12 protein-coding genes, 1 tRNA gene and 1 pseudogene are annotated in these 17,546 nt (G+C 53.0%); 8 read left to right on the forward strand and 6 right to left on the reverse strand.

The window, feature by feature from the left end; all coding sequences use genetic code 11:
- Positions 1-23: 23 nt before the first annotated feature.
- From hrpA to BUA40_RS06160, 8 genes and pseudogenes are all read left to right on the forward strand, one after another.
- Positions 24-3,911, forward strand: a pseudogene (gene hrpA, locus BUA40_RS06125) (ATP-dependent RNA helicase HrpA); the annotation flags it as partial.
- A 50-nt stretch (positions 3,912-3,961) separates the two neighbouring features.
- Complete coding sequence (locus BUA40_RS06130) at positions 3,962-4,726, forward strand: Nif3-like dinuclear metal center hexameric protein (protein WP_072799555.1); 765 nt, start codon at positions 3,962-3,964, stop codon at positions 4,724-4,726.
- A 169-nt stretch (positions 4,727-4,895) separates the two neighbouring features.
- Positions 4,896-5,816, forward strand: coding sequence for a M23 family metallopeptidase (locus tag BUA40_RS06135; RefSeq protein ID WP_072799557.1), 921 nt, complete (start codon positions 4,896-4,898; stop codon positions 5,814-5,816).
- Between the two features lie 80 nt (positions 5,817-5,896).
- Positions 5,897-6,691, forward strand: a complete 795-nt coding sequence (locus tag BUA40_RS06140; RefSeq protein ID WP_143149712.1) for a lamin tail domain-containing protein — start codon at positions 5,897-5,899, stop codon at positions 6,689-6,691.
- 1 nt (position 6,692) lies between these two features.
- Positions 6,693-7,457, forward strand: coding sequence for a hypothetical protein (locus BUA40_RS06145; protein ID WP_072799561.1), 765 nt, complete (start codon positions 6,693-6,695; stop codon positions 7,455-7,457).
- A 2-nt stretch (positions 7,458-7,459) separates the two neighbouring features.
- Positions 7,460-8,716: a PAS domain-containing protein gene (locus BUA40_RS06150; RefSeq protein ID WP_072799563.1), complete on the forward strand. Its 1,257-nt coding sequence runs from the start codon at positions 7,460-7,462 to the stop codon at positions 8,714-8,716.
- The gene (locus tag BUA40_RS06155) at positions 8,713-9,153 is read left to right on the forward strand and encodes a rhodanese-like domain-containing protein (protein ID WP_072799565.1); all 441 of its coding nucleotides are present in this window, start codon (positions 8,713-8,715) and stop codon (positions 9,151-9,153) included. Before BUA40_RS06150 ends, BUA40_RS06155 begins: the two co-directional genes overlap by 4 nt.
- A 57-nt stretch (positions 9,154-9,210) precedes the next feature.
- Positions 9,211-10,455, forward strand: coding sequence for a bifunctional diaminohydroxyphosphoribosylaminopyrimidine deaminase/5-amino-6-(5-phosphoribosylamino)uracil reductase (locus tag BUA40_RS06160; RefSeq protein ID WP_072799567.1), 1,245 nt, complete (start codon positions 9,211-9,213; stop codon positions 10,453-10,455).
- Here BUA40_RS06160 and BUA40_RS06165 read toward each other — a convergent pair.
- The 6 genes from BUA40_RS06165 to recN form a co-directional block, all read right to left on the reverse strand.
- Positions 10,452-11,426 (reverse strand): SufD family Fe-S cluster assembly protein, encoded by a 975-nt coding sequence (locus BUA40_RS06165; protein WP_072799569.1) that lies wholly within the window; start codon positions 11,424-11,426, stop codon positions 10,452-10,454. The two genes, BUA40_RS06160 and BUA40_RS06165, sit on opposite strands and share 4 nt — an antisense overlap.
- Positions 11,426-12,172, reverse strand: a complete 747-nt coding sequence (sufC, locus tag BUA40_RS06170; protein ID WP_072799571.1) for a Fe-S cluster assembly ATPase SufC — start codon at positions 12,170-12,172, stop codon at positions 11,426-11,428. Before sufC ends, BUA40_RS06165 begins: the two co-directional genes overlap by 1 nt.
- 104 nt (positions 12,173-12,276) lie before the next feature.
- Positions 12,277-14,493, reverse strand: coding sequence for a DNA primase (dnaG, locus tag BUA40_RS06175; RefSeq protein WP_072799573.1), 2,217 nt, complete (start codon positions 14,491-14,493; stop codon positions 12,277-12,279).
- Positions 14,494-14,578: 85 nt separating this feature from the next.
- Positions 14,579-14,652, reverse strand: a tRNA-Met gene (locus BUA40_RS06180).
- Positions 14,653-14,702: 50 nt separating this feature from the next.
- Complete coding sequence (gene pgsA, locus BUA40_RS06185; protein ID WP_255369229.1) at positions 14,703-15,797, reverse strand: CDP-diacylglycerol--glycerol-3-phosphate 3-phosphatidyltransferase; 1,095 nt, start codon at positions 15,795-15,797, stop codon at positions 14,703-14,705.
- 76 nt (positions 15,798-15,873) lie between these two features.
- Positions 15,874-17,517 carry a DNA repair protein RecN gene (recN, locus tag BUA40_RS06190; protein ID WP_072799577.1) on the reverse strand — a complete coding sequence of 548 codons (1,644 nt, stop codon included), beginning with the start codon at positions 17,515-17,517 and terminating at the stop codon, positions 15,874-15,876.
- Positions 17,518-17,546: the final 29 nt, after the last annotated feature.

Genomic DNA, 17,546 nt, shown 5'->3' on the forward strand with positions numbered 1-17,546 from the left:
GAGCCCATAGCCGAAAGCAGCGTAGCTGCGACCTCATAACCAGAATGCAAATAACCGACTTGAAAATCACATACCCAGACCTTCCCGTCGTTGAACATCGGGAAGAATTTTTTGAGATGCTCGAAAAGCATCAGGTGGTGATTCTCAAGGCAGACACCGGTTCCGGAAAGTCGACGCAGCTCCCGAAATTTTTGTTAGAGTGGTTTGACAGACGAGAGACGAAAGACGAGAGACGAGAGGATGCGCCGGGCTTCAAGATCGGTGTCACGGAGCCGAGGCGTTTGGCGGCTATCTCGATCGCAGACCGCCTGCGTGAAGAACTGAAGGATGAAACTCTCGTCAGCACCAAGATTCGTTTCTGGGAGCAGGGGCAGAGCGATGCACCCATCAAGGTGATGACCGACGGTATCCTGCTGCAGGAATTCCGCCGCGATAGACTTTTCCGCCAATATTCGGCGGTCGTGATTGACGAAGCGCATGAACGCTCGTTGAATATCGACATCTTGCTGGGCATTTTCAAGACGGTTTTGCAGGCGCGCCCCGAATTCAAACTGATTGTGGCCTCGGCAACGCTCGATGCCAAGCTTTTCGAAGAATTTTACGACAACAGCTGCGTGCTCGAAGCCGAGGGCCGCATGTACCCGGTCGACATCGAGTATTATTTTGATGCCGACGGTGGCGTGCTCGGTCGCGATATTTCGGGCAAGGGCGACTCGGGCTTGATTGAAGAAGCCCGCGACGCGATTCTCGATTTGGAATCCCGCCACCGCGACCATTTGCTTTGTTTTTTGCCGACCGAGCGCGATATTCAGGATTTAGCGGGGGAACTTGCGCACGAACTCGATAGCGCGACTTTCGATGTGCTCCCGCTTTTTGGGCGCATGAGTCCCGAAGAACAACGCCGCATTTTCAAGAATTCGGGCAAGACTCGCGTGGTGCTTGCGACAAACATTGCTGAAACTTCACTCACGATTCCGGGAATCGCGTACGTGGTCGATACGGGCATGGCCCGCATCTCGCGATACAATGCGCAGTCGAGAATCCAGGGGCTCCCGGTCGAAGAAATTTCGAAGGCGAGTGCCCGGCAGCGCACAGGGCGCGCGGGGCGCGTCAAGCCTGGCGTATGTATTCGACTTTATTCACCCGAAGATTTCGAAAAACGTGACGAGTTTACGGAGCCGGAAATCCGGCGTAGTAATCTCGCGAACGTCGTTTTGCAATTGCGTAGCCTCGGGCTTGAACTGGAAAATTTTCCGTTCCTGCAATCGCCGCCGCATTCGGCTTTCCGTGGCGCCTACAAGACGCTTTTTGAACTCGGCGCGTTGACTGCGGATAATTCCAGCGGTCATGTGACTAAGCTTGGCCGCGAAATGACTCGGCTTCCGATGGACGTTTCGCTTTCGGCAGTGCTTTTGCGGGCCCGAGAATCCGGCGTTTTGCAGCCGGCGCTCATCGTCTGCTCGGCCCTTAGCATTCAGGACCCGCGCGTTGTCCCCGGCGAAGAGCCGGAACGCACCCGAATCCGCCAGTTGCACCGCAAGTTTGCGGGCCACAAGAGCGATTTTCTGACTTTTGTAAGTATGTGGAATGCCTTCTGCGCCGAATGGGATGGCAAATCCTGGAACAAGCTTCGCAAATTCTGTGACAAGTTCAGCATGCATTTCTTGCGTTGTCGCGAATGGATTGACCTTTACGAACAATTTGGCCGCATTCTCGACGTGAAATATGAAAATCGAGTGTGCCCGCTCGACAGTTTCCATGCGGATAACTTGCACATTGCGCTTCTTTCGGGATTTTTAGGTGGTATTGCCCGCCGCGATATCGAAAACGGCTGCTACCGACTGGTGAGCGGTCGCGAAACGCACGTGTTCCCCGGCAGCGATTTGTACGGCAAGAGTGTGGAATGGCTCTTTAGCGCCGAAGTTCGCGAAACGAGTCGCATCTTCCTGAATAAAGGTGCCGAAATTAAGCCCGAATGGATTATGCAAGTGGCGGAACCGTTCTGTACCCGCCGTTGGTATTCGCCGATGTGGAACCAGGAGCGCGGTTTTGTAGAAGCGGTGGAAGAAGTGAGCTTCAGGGGGCTCGTCATCAGTCGCGGTCACCGGGTGGATTACGCCCGCGTGAATCCGGACGAATGTGCCGAAATCTTCTGGCGCGAGGCGGTGGTGCTCGGGCAAATGGCCCGTCCGTTCCCCTTCATGAAGCAGAATGACCGTGTGGTCGAAGACCTGCATGGCCTCGAAGCCCGCAAACGTCAATTTGGCCTTGCTCCCAGCGAAGACGCCCTGGTAGATTATTATGTGCGCATCGCTCCGCGGGTGAATTCCATCAAGACCCTCCGCGACTATATTGCCGAACATACCGACCAGTTCCTGAAATTCGACGCCAAGTTCTGGCTGGATCAATTAGACGAGAAAACGGGCGCTGCCCTACAGACGAATGGCGAGAAGGGCTTCAATAAGATTGTCTTGCCCGAGAGCTCAAAGGCGCAACGCTCTGCCCTCAAACCTCAAACCCCATCCCTCGGCGGTTCTATAGAACAGTTCCGTGTCGAAGGGCTTGACGGCTCCAGTCGCATGGTCGTGGGTGAGATGGTCTTCGATGCCACCAAGGAATACGACGGCATCACCTTGGAACTGCCTTACGACTTGCTCCCGCAGCTGACGCCTGCGAAACTAGCCCTTTCGATTCACCAATGGCGCGAATGGATGGCCGAATCGATTATCCGCGAAATGCCCAAGGCCGCCAAGAAGCAACTCGAAAATCGCCGAACCTTTATTGATGACGCCTTCTGCGACAAACTGAAGGCGAATCCGCACAAGGCTCCGCTCCTGCTCCTGTACGAAGTTTTTGCCGGTATCAAGCAGCTGGATTGCGATATTCCGACGGTCACGCCCGACAAGGAAAATCACCTGCGCCTGCACGCCAAGATTTTCAAGCAGGGTTTCCCGGAAAAATTTGCCGTCGAACTCAATCCCGAGTGGGGGAGCTTCAATTTGTTTGCCGCGGTTCGCCCGGTGGTGGTGACTTTTGGCATTGATTTTGCTTTAGACGAAATGCGTTTCGGCTGGCGTCTCGGCGAATCCGCCCTCATGACTTCGGCAGAATCCGCCTTCTGGCAAAGTTTCCGCAAGAGGGCCGAGGTTCCGGCCGAGCCTGATACGCTCATTACTGATCGACTGAACCTGCTCGAAACCGGCGGACTTTATGCTGACGGGTTCAAGACGGCCCTGAAGGCTTGGGTGCTCAAGTCTCTCGCAGCAGACAAATTGGATGCGAACCGCTGCGTGCGTTTTTCGGGCCTCGAATTCTCCCGCGGCAAGAAAATCAACGATTTCAAGAATTTGGCGGTGTCTTCCCGCAGCGAAGATGACGAAGTGCGCCTCGCCCTGGTACGGGCGACTTATGAGTCGTCCCTGCTCGGCGCCGAATCCTTTGTCGCTTTCTGGGACATTCTCCGCGAATTCTCGGTTGCCATGCGCCAAGGGGGCGACCATGCCCGCGACGCCCTCGGTGTCATCACGGCGAACCACAAGTCTATCAGTAAAATCGTTGCCCTCTATACTTCCGACAAGGAGACGACCCTGTTTGAACGCCTTTGCGTTCTGGGCGATATGATTCCGCCCTCAAGGCCCGAACTGTCGGTGCGCACGCTCCGTGAAAAGTTCCGCCCCTTCCTCAAGGCCCGTTTCATGAAGGACCATGAGCTTAAAAATGCCCGCGAAATCCTTTCTAAGATAGAGCGGCTGTCGCCTGACGAAGAGGAATTCCCGGAACTGTACCTACAGGCCTGCGCCCTGCTCGAAGACTTCGAAATCCTCAAATTCAAGCGAAAAGGTGACGATTCCGAAGAAATCATCGAAGACGATGCTCTGAAAAAACTGAAGGGACGCTTCGGCCGACTCTAATGCAGACTATATAATTATATTTCAAGAAGAATTTCCCAATGAGGTGCCCGATGCAAATTTCCGAATTCTCGACATGGCTTGATAACCTGCTTGAACCGAAAATGTTCAAGGATTACTGCGTTGACGGTCTTTGCGTCGAAGCCTCCGACAAGGTTACGCGGATCGTCACGGGAGTCTCTTTCCGTGACCGCCTCATTGATGCCGCCATTGAAAATAAGGCCGACTGCATCATTGTCCACCACCCGAACGGCTTCTGGAAGGGTGAAAACTGCAGGCTGGTGGGCAAGTTCGGCGAAAGAATGCGCCGCCTCATGCAAAACGGGATTTCCCTTTACGGCTTCCACCTGCCGCTGGACGGCCACATGGAAGTGGGGAATAACATCTTGATTGCGAATGCCTTTGGGCTCCAGAATGTGGAAGGGTTCCTCCGCGAAGGGGAGCGTACCATCGGGGTCGTGGGGGAGTTTGCCGAACCTGTATCGAGTCAAAATTTCGTGGACCAGGCAAAAGCCGTGTTCGAACACGGCGTACAGCATGCCCTGATGTACGGGAAACCTTCCATTAAAAAGTTGGCAGTCTGCAGCGGTTCGGCAGGAGCCCCTGCCATTGAAGAAGCGATGGCTCTCGGCTGCGATGCCTTCGTCACCGGCGAAATCAAGGAAGCCGTTCCCATCGCCTGCGAAGAGCTTGGCTTCAACTTGATCAGCTGCGGCCACCACCGTACCGAAATCTTCGGCGTTCGGGCGCTGGCTGCCAAAATTCAGGCCGAACTGGGTATCCCGGCCACCTTTATCGACATTGATAACGAAGTGTAAAAACAGCCCTGTTTACACTTTCTGTAATGTTACTTTTTACTTTCGCCCGAGCGAGAAATTTTGCGATTTTGGGCTAAAAATGGCGATTTTGGAGCAGGAAGGCCGTTGAGTGTGCCTCATCACACTATTTTACATTGCCATCTGAGACCTTTTTGCTATCTTTCCGCTCGTGAATTTTTATAAGACAACCATACACTTCCAGAATTCCTCGAAGTCCATGACCGTCCACATGCCGGTGTTCTTGTTTAAGGCATGGCCCGTGCTTAGGATCTTTGTCTTCATCGGTGTAGTGTTGTTTGTCATCCAGATGGTTTCGACCACCATTTATGACGGGATCCTGAACCACCAGTTGAACGAGCGTCATAAGCTCGACAAGGAAATGTCCCAGATTCAGGGAACCCTCGATTACCTGTCCAACACCACGGCTTCTTTCTTCTCGGACGAAAACCGCTTGTATGCAAGCTTTGGACTGCCTGTGCAGGATAAAGAGTCCCGTGAACTCGGTACGGGTGGTTCTGTAAGTCCGAACTCGCTTTTGTTGCGCAAGACCTCCCCGGTCTATGAACGCATGTCCATCTTGAATGAAACCGCTCAGCGCATTCAGGGCAAGCTTGCGAACAACGATTCCTCTTTCCGTACTCTGAACAAGTTCATGGATCAAAAGCACTACATGTGGCGCTTTATTCCGTCCATTTCTCCGACAAACGGCCGTTATGCCTCGGCATTTGGCCCCCGTATCCATCCGGTCACGGGTGAAGTCGGCAAAATGCACCAGGGTGTGGATATCGCAAACGAACGCTGGACTCCGATTTACGCCCCCGCCGATGGTGTGGTGGAAGTCGCCCAATTGAGTTCGACCTTCGGTAACTTTGTAACGATTGACCACGGAAACGGCATCAAGACCCGCTTTGGCCATATGCAGTTGTCCATTGTGCATCCGGGTCAGTACTTGCATCGCTACCAGGTGATTGGTTATATGGGTAACACCGGCCGCTCCGTGGGTCCGCACCTCCATTACGAGGTCTGGGTCCGCAACAGCCCTGTGAACCCGCTTGCCTATATGTTGCCCAACGGATATACCGTCGACTAACGGTTCCGGGTAACGCCCTGCCCCTAAAATATGGCGCCGGCTTTGACTGGCTAAGGGCAGCAACCCCTTAGGGGGTCATCATGTCAAATAAGGAAAATCGCTCGGGGCGCCTTATGGGCGTTCTTCTCTGCTTTTGTGGCTTCGCGTTTTGCGCCGAGGTACCGGAGCTTTATTTTACTGAAATCCATCATTGCCCTGCAGAACCGGAGCCCGAATGGGTGGAAGTCTACAATGCGTCGGGCAGACCGCTGCCCATAGAAGAATACCGTTTTTGCAACCGGAGCAAGAACTGGAGCGTGGGCAAGACCCGCGGCCGCGACTCCATTGCCCCATACGAAACGGTGCTTTTTTCCAGGGATACGCTCCTTTTGCGGGAGTACATCGGGTTCAAGGATGTGCGGCTGATCCAGTATGCCATGGGGTACTTGAACAATACGGCTGGCTCTCTTGCCATTTGCAAGGGGGATTCCGTCATTGACAGTGTGGCATGGGACAAGTCGACGGTTACCTGCCCCGCGGGGTTCAATCCACGTACCGGCAGGGCCGAAAATACGCCGGGTTTCCAGAAGACGCTGGATAGTCGGGGGTCTCACGGGGCCGGAACCGAATCTCGGAATGCTCCCTTTACCTTCAAGTTGTCGACTCGGGTGGTGCGGCTGAATAAGACGCCCTTGCGGGTTTATGTAGAAAGCGAACAGTCGGTGGAGCTGAAATTGCTGGATTCGGCTGGTCGGGAACAATGGAAAACGGTTGTGCCTCCCTATTCCAATGCTTGGCTGAATATACCACTCCAACATTTTGATATAGGCGTAGCCTATATCTCGCTTTCTTCCGGGCGCTATGAAAAGTTGGTGGGATTCTTGTTGAGGCCGTAGTATGCGAAGAGCGATTCTTGTCTTTGTTTGGCTTGCGAGCCTTGTCTGTGCGATGGACTTTCCCGGAGAATTTGTCCAAAATCCCGGAGGTTCCCTTGCTCTTTCGGGTTTGCCCGGGTATAAGTCAACTCCGGTTCGCTACTTGGAAGAGGGGGCCGCTGCCGGATTTGGGGTGGCCTACGCCCGAATGCCTGGGGCCGATATTCAAGTGGCGGGGGCTGCGGTCGAAATCGGTTTGGCGAAAAGTCGACTTGCGGTTTCCAGTTCCTATACAGAAATGGATTCTCTTTATAGGCGGGTATATTCCGAGGTGGATCTTTCGTTGACCCGTTTCTGGTTGATGGGGGGAGCGGGTTATGGCGTTTCGGTGGATTGGCTTCCTGGCGAAGAATGCTGGACCTTGAACCGCTATAAGGCGGGGCTTGCGATTGTGAAAAGGCCTCTGGCTCTTTCCGGATTGATTTCCCTGGTCAATTCCGGTTCGGTTTTCCAGGTGGATTATGGAGTGTCCCTTCGGTTTGATGGCGAAACTTTCGGGGCGTTCGTGGAATATGATGGAAATTCCGTTGATGTCGGGAACTACTTGAAATTTTCGCATTTGTCCGTAATATCCGCTTATCGTTTCCCGGAGTTTGCCCTTTCGGTTTCGCTAGTTGTTTCGGTTGGGGGGTGGTCTCTTTCGGGGGCTTATGGCGATGCTTACCCCTTATGGGATTGGTTTGGGTTTACAGCATCTAAGACAATCCGAAAAAAGACTATATTATAGATATGCAGGTATCTGTAGGTCTTTTAATCGCGCTTTCTTTTGTCTGTTTCCTCGTGACAACGGCGTTTGTGATTTCGGTCCTTTTGATTAGGGACCTGCTTCACAAGCAGAAAATCTATTCCAATTTTTCTGGATTCCTGAGTGATTTTCTGGCCATTATTTCTAAAGAAGGCCGACTGATTGACGCTTCCCCCTCTTATATTTCGGATCCCCTTTATAACCTGATTATGCGCAAGAAGTCCTTCAAGAAGGTCTTTTCGGCGCCGGAGTACAAGCGTTTCTCGGAATACATTAGAGGCTTGGATGCCTATCCTGATATTCCCTTCGTTTTTTCTCAAGATGCGGGCGATGGCTTGAACTGGTACGAAATCCGTGCCCGACAAAAGCAGGAAGGTGATGTCCACATGGTCCTTTTGCTGAAGAATGTGACCTTGGATGTGGAATCCCGTACGCAGCGCGATGAGTTGAAGGAAAAAGTCGACATGTTGCTCCAGAACACTGGCGATTTTCTGTGGTCGATGGATGTGGACTCCCGTAAGTTCACCTTCTTGACCCCCCTTGTAGATGACGAAGGCCGTGCGATTCCCAGAACCCAGGGGGTTCAGGATATTCGTGCCATGATGCCTGAAGAAGATTACGCCTTTTTCGACAAGCATTTGAATGCCCGTATTGTGGAATTCCGCGCCAAGGGCCAGGATTTTAGTGAAACGCGCGGCGTGAGACTGCGCCTGGAAGGTGAAAACGGCAAGCTGGACTGGTATGCGTTTTGCGGTCGCCTTTATACCGAAGAAAACGCAAAGATCGTGTTCCGCGGTTCTGCCCGTAGGCTGGACTTGCAGCTAGAAACCCCGGTCGTGGAAACGTCGGCTATGAGCGAGTCGACCCAGGTGGCTGCGTTGGCATTCCCGGATATTCGTCTGTTCTGGATCGACCGTGAATACAAGATTTGTGGCTGTAACCAGGCCTTTTCGCTTGCCTTTGGAAGTCCGATTCCTGAAGAAATCGAAGGCAAGCGCCTGCTCGAAGTGGTTCGCCCGCGTTATTTCTCGCTGTTCCATGGCGTTCTTTCGGAAGTGTTCGAAAAAGGGCTTTCCAAGTCTTGGAAAGGTCCCTTTGGAGTAGGAAAGCGTTTGCTGTGGTTCAATGCGGTGCCCTTGAAGCGCCCTGATGGCTACACTTACCGCGTTTTGGGCGTGTATTTGCAGCTGGATGAAAATGACTTTAGTTCCGTAAAAAATCTAACAATGGAGAAAAAATGAAAAAATTGATGTTGCTTGCTGTTGCTTCGCTGCTCGTGTTTGTCGCTTGCGAAGGAAAGAAGGAAGAACAGGCCCAGGTTCAGGCTCAGCCCGCTCCTGTTGCTGAACAGGCTGTTGCAAAGCAGGCTCCGGCTGAAGAACGTCCGGCAATGCAGTCCATTGACTGGGACAAGGCTCTTGAAATGAACAAGAACGGTGCCATTTTTGTGGATGTCCGTAATCCGCCGGAATTGAATGAAGGCTATGCCCCGGAAGCAAAGAATGTTCCTCTTGGCGAATTGAAGGATCGCTTGGCCGAACTTCCGAAAGACAAGGACTTGCTGATCTATTGCCGTTCCGGCCGTCGCAGCGAAGCCGCAACCAACTACTTGTTGAGCCAGGGTTATACCCGCGTGTATAACGTTCTCGGCGGTTACCTCGCCTTCCCGCAGAAGTAGTCTGTTGAGTCATTCCGACGAAGGTCGGAATCAGCTTCTTGAATCAGCATCCTGAAAATGAATTACCTGCAACTAGCATTTGAGAATTCCCTCTTTTCTGTCGGCATCAGTCGGCCGAATCCTGCCGTGGGTGCCGTCGTCGTTCGCGATGGCATCGTCGTCGGGAAGGGGCGTACACAGCGCCCGGGGAATGCTCATGCCGAGGTAATGGCGCTGCGTGACGCGGGCGAACTCGCCCGCGGGGCGGCCATATACGTGACGCTGGAACCTTGCTGTCATTATGGCCGCACGCCCCCTTGCACCAAGGCTATCATCGAGGCCGGCATCAAGGAAGTCTACTTCGCTCACGCCGACCCGAATCCGCTGGTACGCGGCAAGAGCCGTAGCATTCTCGAAGAAGCTGGAATCAAGGTCTTCGAAGGTCAGGATGCTTGCGAGCGTGCGATTGTTGAAAGCGGCTGGGACGATTCTTGTTCTCATGACGGCTGCAAAGTGCTTTCTGGAAATTCAGCTGCCATGGGGGAGCCTGAGACTCGCGCCGAGGCACTTGCCGAAGCCCGTATGCTCTTTCACGAAATCGAACGCTTCTTCGAAGCCTACGATTTCTATGTTCGCAATAAGACAACCTTTGTCGAAATTAAGTCAGCCATTTCGCAAGAAGGCTTTATGGGCGCATGCCAGCCTGACGGCTCGCATGCCCCGCTTAAAATCACCGGTCAAGGAGCCAACTGCTGGAACCATGAACTTCGAGCCATGAGCGACGCGATTCTCGTGGGAGCAGGTACCGTACTTGCCGATAACCCCTCGCTCGATGTACGCCTTGCTCAAGGGAACAATCCCGTCAAAATCATTTGGGCGGGGCATCATGAATTTACCGCCGCCGAGGTTGAAAATCTGCGCGTTTTCCAAGCGCCTGTAGAAAAGGGCAAAGCGCCCATCGTCTTTACTTGTGTGCCGCAGCCCGCGCTTGAAAAGAAGAATGTGGGTGAGGCGCCGGCTGTTGAAGTGGTCGCTTTAAGTAACGCCTCTTTTGTTGCCAACTGGCACGAAATGCATGCGAATCTCTCCGCTCGCGGCATGCACCGCCTGATGGTAGAACCCGGTGCACGCCTTGCTGATGAAATCTTTAAATGCGGTCTCTGGAACCGCCTCGATTTGTGGCAATCTTCCGATCCTGCGGTCGACCGTGCGCTTGAATCCAGCGGCGCCGACGGCCTTACTTATCCTGAGTTGCCGACGGCCCTCGTCGCCCGCGAATCCTTCATGCTCGGGCCCGACGTCCTGACCGTATACTCCCGCTAGAGCGCCTGCATCAGCCGTTTCTTCGCGGCCCCATCGGGCAATTCCAGGAACAATTCCTTCGCGAATGCCTTAGTGAGCATTTCGCGGGCCTTATCGGCCGGAATTCCGCGGCTCGTCAAATAGAACATCTGATCCTTGTCGAGTTCGCCCACGGTATTGCCGTGCGTACATTCCACATCGTCGTGGTAAATCTTGAGCACCGGCTTCACCGAAACGCTCGGGCCGTCGCTCAAAAGAATCGTATTCACCAGCTGGCTCGAATTCACCTGGCTGCAGTTGTTGCCCACGACCACCTGGCCGTCGTAGCTGGCATAAGCGCTTTCGTCGAGAATGTTACGCACGAACTGCGTGCTCACCGTGCTGGGAGCGTTGTGCAAAATTGTCAGGCGCTGGTGCTTAGAGGCTGTGCCCTTCAGAATATTCAGGCTGCGGTAATCGAAGTTCGCGCCTTCGCCGTTCAATTCTACGCGCGCACTGATGCGGCCAATGCCGCTGTCTTGCAAAACGTTCGCAAAATGCACCGTAGAATTTGCGTCCTGCTTGATGTCGAAATGCCTAAAGGTTAGCGGCAAGTCGTTGGCGGGGTTCGCAAAAAAGATTTCGAGTTCGGCGCCTTCAGCGACATTGATATCGAAGCGTTCTGCGCAAATTTCATGCATCACCTTGTTGTCAAGGATTTCAATGCTCGCCTTTGCGTTCTTGCCGATGTTCAAAACGGTACGACCGAAGTCGTTGTTGCACTTGAGCATCGCCATTTCGTTTTCGCCATCGGCAATCGTCTTCACCAACTGGCGGGCGTTGCAGGCAATGGGCAAAAGGGCGGCAAAGTCATCTTCGCTTGCGAAGTCTTCATCGCAAGTGCATTCACTCGGAAATTCAGGAGCCTGAATCTTGTTGACCGGGAAAAACGTCCACAATTCGTTATTGCGACGCGGCATTCCCAATTGTTTAATGCGGGTAATGGCGTCCATTAGTTTTCCTCGATCCAGTCGTAACCTTGTTCTTCGAGCTTGAGGGCGAGTTCCGGACCGCCCGAAAGAATAATCTTGCCGTGGCGCAGCACATGCACGTAAGTCGGCTTGATGTAGTCCAAAAGTCTCTGGTAGTGCGTCACCAGAATCACCGCCTTCTCGGGCGACATAATCTGGTTGATGCCATGAGCCACAATGCGGAGAGCGTCAATGTCGAGGCCCGAGTCCGTTTCGTCGAGGAACGATACCTTCGGATCCAAAATAGCCATCTGCAGAATTTCGTTGCGCTTCTTTTCGCCACCGCTAAAGCCGTCGTTCACGCCGCGGTCGCGGTAACGGTCATCCATTTCGAGCATGGCCATCTTTTCTTCGCAGAGCTTCTTGAAGTCTGCATCGGCGAGCGGTTCAAGCCCCAGGTAGGCGCGCTTGGAATTCAGCGCCATCTGCAAGAATTCCACATTGTTCACGCCCGGAATTTCGGTGGGGTACTGCGTGCTGATGAACAGACCGGAATTCGCGCGGTCGCAAATTTCCATCGAGAGCAGATCCTTGCCATCAAGCGTCACGGAACCGTCATTCACGGTGTAGGCGGGGTGGCCTGCAATCACCTTCGAAAGCGTACTTTTGCCGGAACCGTTGGGGCCCATAATGGCATGGACTTCGCCCGGTTTGACTTCCAGGTTGATTCCCTTCAAAATTTGGGTTCCGTCTTCGATACTAGCTTTCAGGTTCTTGATGGACAGCATAATTCCTCCGGCGCTATTGCGCTAGAACATTTTTTTTACGGCTCAAATTTAGAAAAACTTGCGGCCTGTGTCTTATCAATTTTTTTTATAATCAGATGAACGGATTACCCGAAGTCATCAAAGTCGTTGCCCATGTTGTCATCGCCGCCGTAAGAATATTCTTCGTCGTCTTCGGGCGGTGGGGGCTCAAAGCCCTCGGGCGGTTCGTCGGCAGGCATTTGCTCTTCGGAATAATTTTCAGACGCAAATTCTGCAGGGGATTGCGGCACATTTTCTGCAAATGCAGGGGCACTCGGTTGTAGGCTCTGCGGTGCGGGTGCGGCTTGAACCGGGGCCGGGGCGATGGGGGCTGCGACAACACTCGGCGCGGAATGTGGCGTAGAAATTGGTGCCGCAGGCATCGGGGCGCCTTGAATCACCGACTGGAACATTATCAGCTGAGCCTTGCTGCGTACCACCTGGTCGGCAAAAGCATCGATGGTGATCTTTTCGGCGTTGAACAGGGCGTTCAACTTTTGCATGCCCTGCGTAAACTTGGACATCTGCATACGCGTTTCAACCGCTTCGTTGCTAGTCAGCGGAATCAGGTGCTTTTGCCGGTCGCAAAGCTTTTTCGAAAATTCAGTAAGCGTCTGGTAGAATTCGATAATTTCTTGCGGCGTTTTCCACTGTTCTTCGGAAAGGCCTTCCAAAAAGAGTCGCAGCGTGGGTGAAACGTTGTCGTAGAGCAACTGTGGCGATACGGCTCCCGTTTCGGCATACAAGGCAATCGCCGAATTCACGAATTCTTCAACGACCGGAGATTCGAACATATGGATTCCACTGGCGGCCCAGTCCATGTCGAAGTATTCCAGCGCACGGTCCATCAGCGTGGGATTTCTGAGAATCAAGTTCGCAAAACGGATTTCCATGGGAGGAATGGCGGCCCAGTCCAGGCTGGCTTCCTGTTCCAGCTGCGGAATCGTTTCGGGTGCGCCGGGGGCGGCTGCGTTTACAGCCATCTGTCGACGTTCTGCGAAATTTTTCTGAGGCTTCAGGGGTTTTACCTGTGCCAGCGAACGGTCCGTGTTGAATCGTTCCGAAATCAGCTTTACATACTGGTTTCTCAGTTCGTGGTCGGGAATGCTTTTGACCAGCGCCTTGGTAAAGTTGATCAGCTTGGCGCGGTCTTCGGGACTTTCCATGTCGCGAATTCGCATCAGGTACGAAAGCCAGTCTTCAGCTCCCTTGAGGGCGCTTCTAAAGGCGTCTGCGCCAAGTTCATTGACAAAGTTGTCCGGGTCGATCTTGGTTCCATCGGGGCGCGAAAGAGCGAACACCCTAGCGGCGATTCCTTTGGGTAACACCACCTGGAGACTGTTAAAGGTTGCCTTTCTGCCAGCTTCGTCGCCGTCAAAAACAAGGTAGGCCTTTTCGGCGTAGCGGGCGAGAATGCTGGCATGAGTTTCGGTAAGAGCGGTTCCGCAAGCGGCGACAACGTTGGTGACTCCGCTCTGGAAGAGGCTAATCATATCGAAATAGCCTTCTACAACAATGACGGCGCGTTCCTTGGCGATGCTTTGACGGCTTTGGTGAAGACCGTAAAGAATGTCGCTCTTATGGTACATGGGCGATTCAGGACTGTTCATGTACTTGGCGCGCTTGACGTCCTTGTTCTCGCTCAGGTCGCGTCCGCCGAATGCGACGATAGCTCCCGTAAGGTTCTGGATGGCGATCATCAGGCGGTCTCGGAACTTGTCCGAAACACCTCCGTTGTCTCTTTGAACGGCTAGTCCCGCTTTTACGCAGTCCAGGGGAGAAAAGCCTTTCTTTACGGCATAGCCGATAAATCCTTCGCGACCATCGGGCGCGTAGCCAATGTGGAATTTCTTGCGCGTTTCGTCGGTAATGTGGCGGCTTGAAAGGTATTGCAGGGCTTTGGGCGAAAGAGCAAGCTGTTCTTCGAACCATTCGCAGGCCAGTTCGTTCAGTTGCCGAACCATCGTGCGTTCTTCGTCTTGCTCGTTATTTTCGGGACCACCGAGTTTAGGAAGCGGGAATCCGGTAAAGTTTGCCACCCATTCCACAGCATCTTTGAAACCGAGCTTTTCGTGTTCCTGTACGAACTTGAATACATCGCCTGCGGCACCGCAAGCGAAGCACTTATAAATGCCCAAGCTAGGGTTCACGTTCATCGAAGGACTGCGGTCGTCGTGGAAAGGGCAGACGCCAAGATAGCGCCCGTTACCCGAACGTTTCAGCGGAACAAAATTCTCGATGACCAATGCAATATCTGCATGGGCCTTGAGTTGCTGAATGATTTCGTTAGAGTAAAACGCCACGGCTCAAATTTAGCAAGAAAGACTGTCAAGATTTTGACAATCATAAAAAAAGAACCCGTCCTTTATAAGGACGGGTTTCTTTTAGTAGCGGGGGCAGGACTTGAACGCTGCGACCTTCGGGTTATGAGCCCGACGAGCTACCAACTGCTCCACCCCGCGTCGAGGTTGCACCATATATAGTAAATTTTTATAGCCCTGTCAAGGGTTTTTTACACGAATTTTTTCAGGATATGCTTGCTGGCGACGAAATAATCAATACCGCTAATAATGGTAATTGCGGTGATGACGCCCATCACAGCCTGCGGGAAAATGGCCCAGAATGACTCGTAATTGGGAATAATGGCACCCATGGGGTCCAATGCTCCCAACAGAATGGCAACGATGCCGATTCCCTGGAGGGCGGTTTTCCACTTGCCGCTACGGCGTGCCGGCATAATCAGGCCTTCGCTGGCTGCTAGCGTACGGAGTGTTTCAACGCTAGATTCGCGGAAGTAAATGAGAGCGACCATCCACACCGGAGCATAACCCGTGGCGATAAAGCACATGAAAATCGTCATGTTCGAAATTTTGTCGCTGAACGGGTCCAGGTACTTACCAAGTGTGCTCACTTCTCCGAGTTTGCGGGCGAGATAACCGTCCAAAAAGTCGGTCAGCATAAAGCCGAGCACCATCACCAGTGAAAGACTCTTGAAAACGAGGCTGTTGTTGCTGTAATCCAGATCGTTATCGTAGAAGAAAACCCACAAGAAGAACGGCGTCAGCACAATGCGGCTCATCGTGAGCTGGCTTGCAATCGAAAGCGGCTTGCGGTGTGCCGGATCGCGGTAATACCAATAAGCGTAGGCAACGGTCGAGGCTATAATCAAGAGAATCGAGGTCACCATGCAAATTTGCTGGTAGTCTTCGAGATTCAGCAAGTACACACCCATAGTAACTGTAATCGCGATGTTCGACATCTTGCTCCAGCGGCGTTTGCGGGGGAGCGATTTACCTTCGCGAAGCACACCGAGGCTGAACAGCGTGTGGGCCACAAGGCGGGCAAGCAAGAATACGCAACCGACAGCGAGTAACTTTTCGGCTTGGTCATTTTGCAATAAGTCGCGCACGAAAATGCTGGTCATCACGGCAAATGAAAGGAATCCGTCAATCACGTTCAGCCAAAGTCGGTAATAAGGCTTTTCAATTTCTTGCGAACGGAGTTGGTACAAATTAACCCAACCCATAATCAGGGCGATTGCGACTAGGGCGGTGGCGGTCTTGGCCATGCCCATCCAGATAAAGACAATGACAGCTATAAAAACCATCGCTCTTAAAACACTCCAAACGCGTGAGCGAAGTCTAATATCGGATGTCTGTTCTTGTGTCATTATAAAGCCTCTGTCAAACTTCTAATAGTTGCCTTGCGTGTTCGCGGATGGTGTCAGATTCGCCACCGAGCATGCGAGAAATTTCCTTTACGCGGCCTTCGTAGTCGAGTTCGACCACGTGCGTGTAGGTGCGGCCATCGATTTCTTCCTTGCTGACAGCAAGTTGGTTCTTGGCGCGGCTTGCCACCTGGTGCAAGTGCGTAATCGTAAGCACTTGGTGGTGCTGGCCCAAATTCTTGAGTGCTTCGCCGATGCTGTTGCCGACTTCGCCGCTGATCCCGGAATCCACTTCGTCGAATATCAAGAGGGGCACGCGGTCGAGGTCGGCCATCACGCTCTTGATCGCAAGCAGTACGCGACTGAGTTCGCCGCCCGAAACCGCTTTTTGCAGGCTCTTGAAACCTTCGCCGGGGTTTGGGGCGAGCGTAAATTCAATCTTGTCGGCTCCGTTCGGCGACAAAGTTTGCATGTTAATCGAAGTCTCGAAAATCGCCTTCGGCATGCCGAGCGTATGCAGGATGTCGCTTACTGCCTTGTCGTAGCGGGCCGCCGCATTCTGGCGAGACGTGGTCAGCTTGAGGGCGGTCGCCTGCAGTGCTTCGTGTGCCTTCTTGGACTGTCTGGAAAGTTCTTCCAAATCGGCGTCCAAGTTTTCGAGGCTCGAAAGTTCTTCCTTGCGTTGTTCGGTCAAGGCAATCAGGCCCGCAACATCGGTGCGGTACTTGCGCTTGAGTTTTTGAATCGCTGCGATGCGGGCATTGGCGCGGTCAATGTCTGCTGCGCTCATGGCTGCAGACGGACGCAAACGCAGCAGGTCCTTGCAAACGCTTTCGTAGGGGTCTGTCACTTCTTCAAGCGACTTCAAGTAATCTTCGTAATCCGGCAACTTTGTGGCCAGCGAACGCAACTTGGCCTGCAAAATCTGTACCTGGTCCAAAAGGCCGTTTTCACCACCGAGCATTCCCTGAATATCGTTCAGGTAGCGGGTTTCGGCTTCCTGCTTGCTTGCGCTGTTCACCTTTTCTTCGAGGGCTTCTTCTTCGCCTTCTTTCAGGGATGCCTTCGAAAGTTCGTCGAACTGGAATTTCAAGAAATCCTTTTGGGCGGCCAGGTTCTTGGCACGTTCTTCGGTTTCTTTGATTTTGTCCTGGATTTCATTCCAGGCGGCCCATTCCTTTGCATATTGGGCGGTGAGTTCGCCGTTGCCGGCGAAGTCGTCGAGCATTTGCGTATGCGTGCGAATGTCGCGCAGCAAAAGCTGCTCGCTTTGACCATGCATCTGGATCAGTTCTTCGCCCAGGCGCTGCAAGTCGGGGAGCGTTACAATCGCTCCGTTGACTCTGGCCCTGCTTTTGCCGTTTTCGGCAATTTCGCGACGCAGGATCAATTCGTCGTCACTGTCAATTTCCAGTTCTTCGAGAACTTTCTTGACTTGCGGCTCATTCGCAATATCGAATGTAGCTTCGACGACGGCTTTTTCTTCTCCGGTGCGCACCATGGTGGATTGCGCCTTGTCGCCGCATACAATGCGGAGCGCCTTTAAAAGCACCGATTTTCCGGCACCGGTTTCGCCGGTAATCGCAGTAAAACCATCGCGGAACGGAACTTCCGCTTGAGCAATCAAAGTAAATCCACTAATCGACAGGTGCTTTAACATACGACAAATAAATTAGCAATTTAGCTTGA

The sequence above is a fragment of the Fibrobacter sp. UWT2 genome (assembly GCF_900142545.1).
In the GTDB taxonomy this organism is placed as follows: domain Bacteria; phylum Fibrobacterota; class Fibrobacteria; order Fibrobacterales; family Fibrobacteraceae; genus Fibrobacter.

Bases quoted from the DNA above. Each gene is read 5' to 3' on its own strand.
- BUA40_RS06155 (WP_072799565.1), top strand. From the start codon at position 8,713: ATGAAAAAATTGATGTTGCTTGCTGTTGCTTCGCTGCTCGTGTTTGTC.
- BUA40_RS06145 (WP_072799561.1), top strand. From the start codon at position 6,693: ATGCGAAGAGCGATTCTTGTCTTTGTTTGGCTTGCGAGCCTTGTCTGT.
- BUA40_RS06160 (WP_072799567.1), top strand. From the start codon at position 9,211: ATGAATTACCTGCAACTAGCATTTGAGAATTCCCTCTTTTCTGTCGGC.
- BUA40_RS06165 (WP_072799569.1), bottom strand. From the start codon at position 11,426: ATGGACGCCATTACCCGCATTAAACAATTGGGAATGCCGCGTCGCAAT.
- recN (WP_072799577.1), bottom strand. From the start codon at position 17,517: ATGTTAAAGCACCTGTCGATTAGTGGATTTACTTTGATTGCTCAAGCG.
- BUA40_RS06140 (WP_143149712.1), top strand. From the start codon at position 5,897: ATGTCAAATAAGGAAAATCGCTCGGGGCGCCTTATGGGCGTTCTTCTC.
- sufC (WP_072799571.1), bottom strand. From the start codon at position 12,172: ATGCTGTCCATCAAGAACCTGAAAGCTAGTATCGAAGACGGAACCCAA.
- BUA40_RS06130 (WP_072799555.1), top strand. From the start codon at position 3,962: ATGCAAATTTCCGAATTCTCGACATGGCTTGATAACCTGCTTGAACCG.
- pgsA (WP_255369229.1), bottom strand. From the start codon at position 15,797: ATGGTTTTTATAGCTGTCATTGTCTTTATCTGGATGGGCATGGCCAAG.
- BUA40_RS06150 (WP_072799563.1), top strand. From the start codon at position 7,460: ATGCAGGTATCTGTAGGTCTTTTAATCGCGCTTTCTTTTGTCTGTTTC.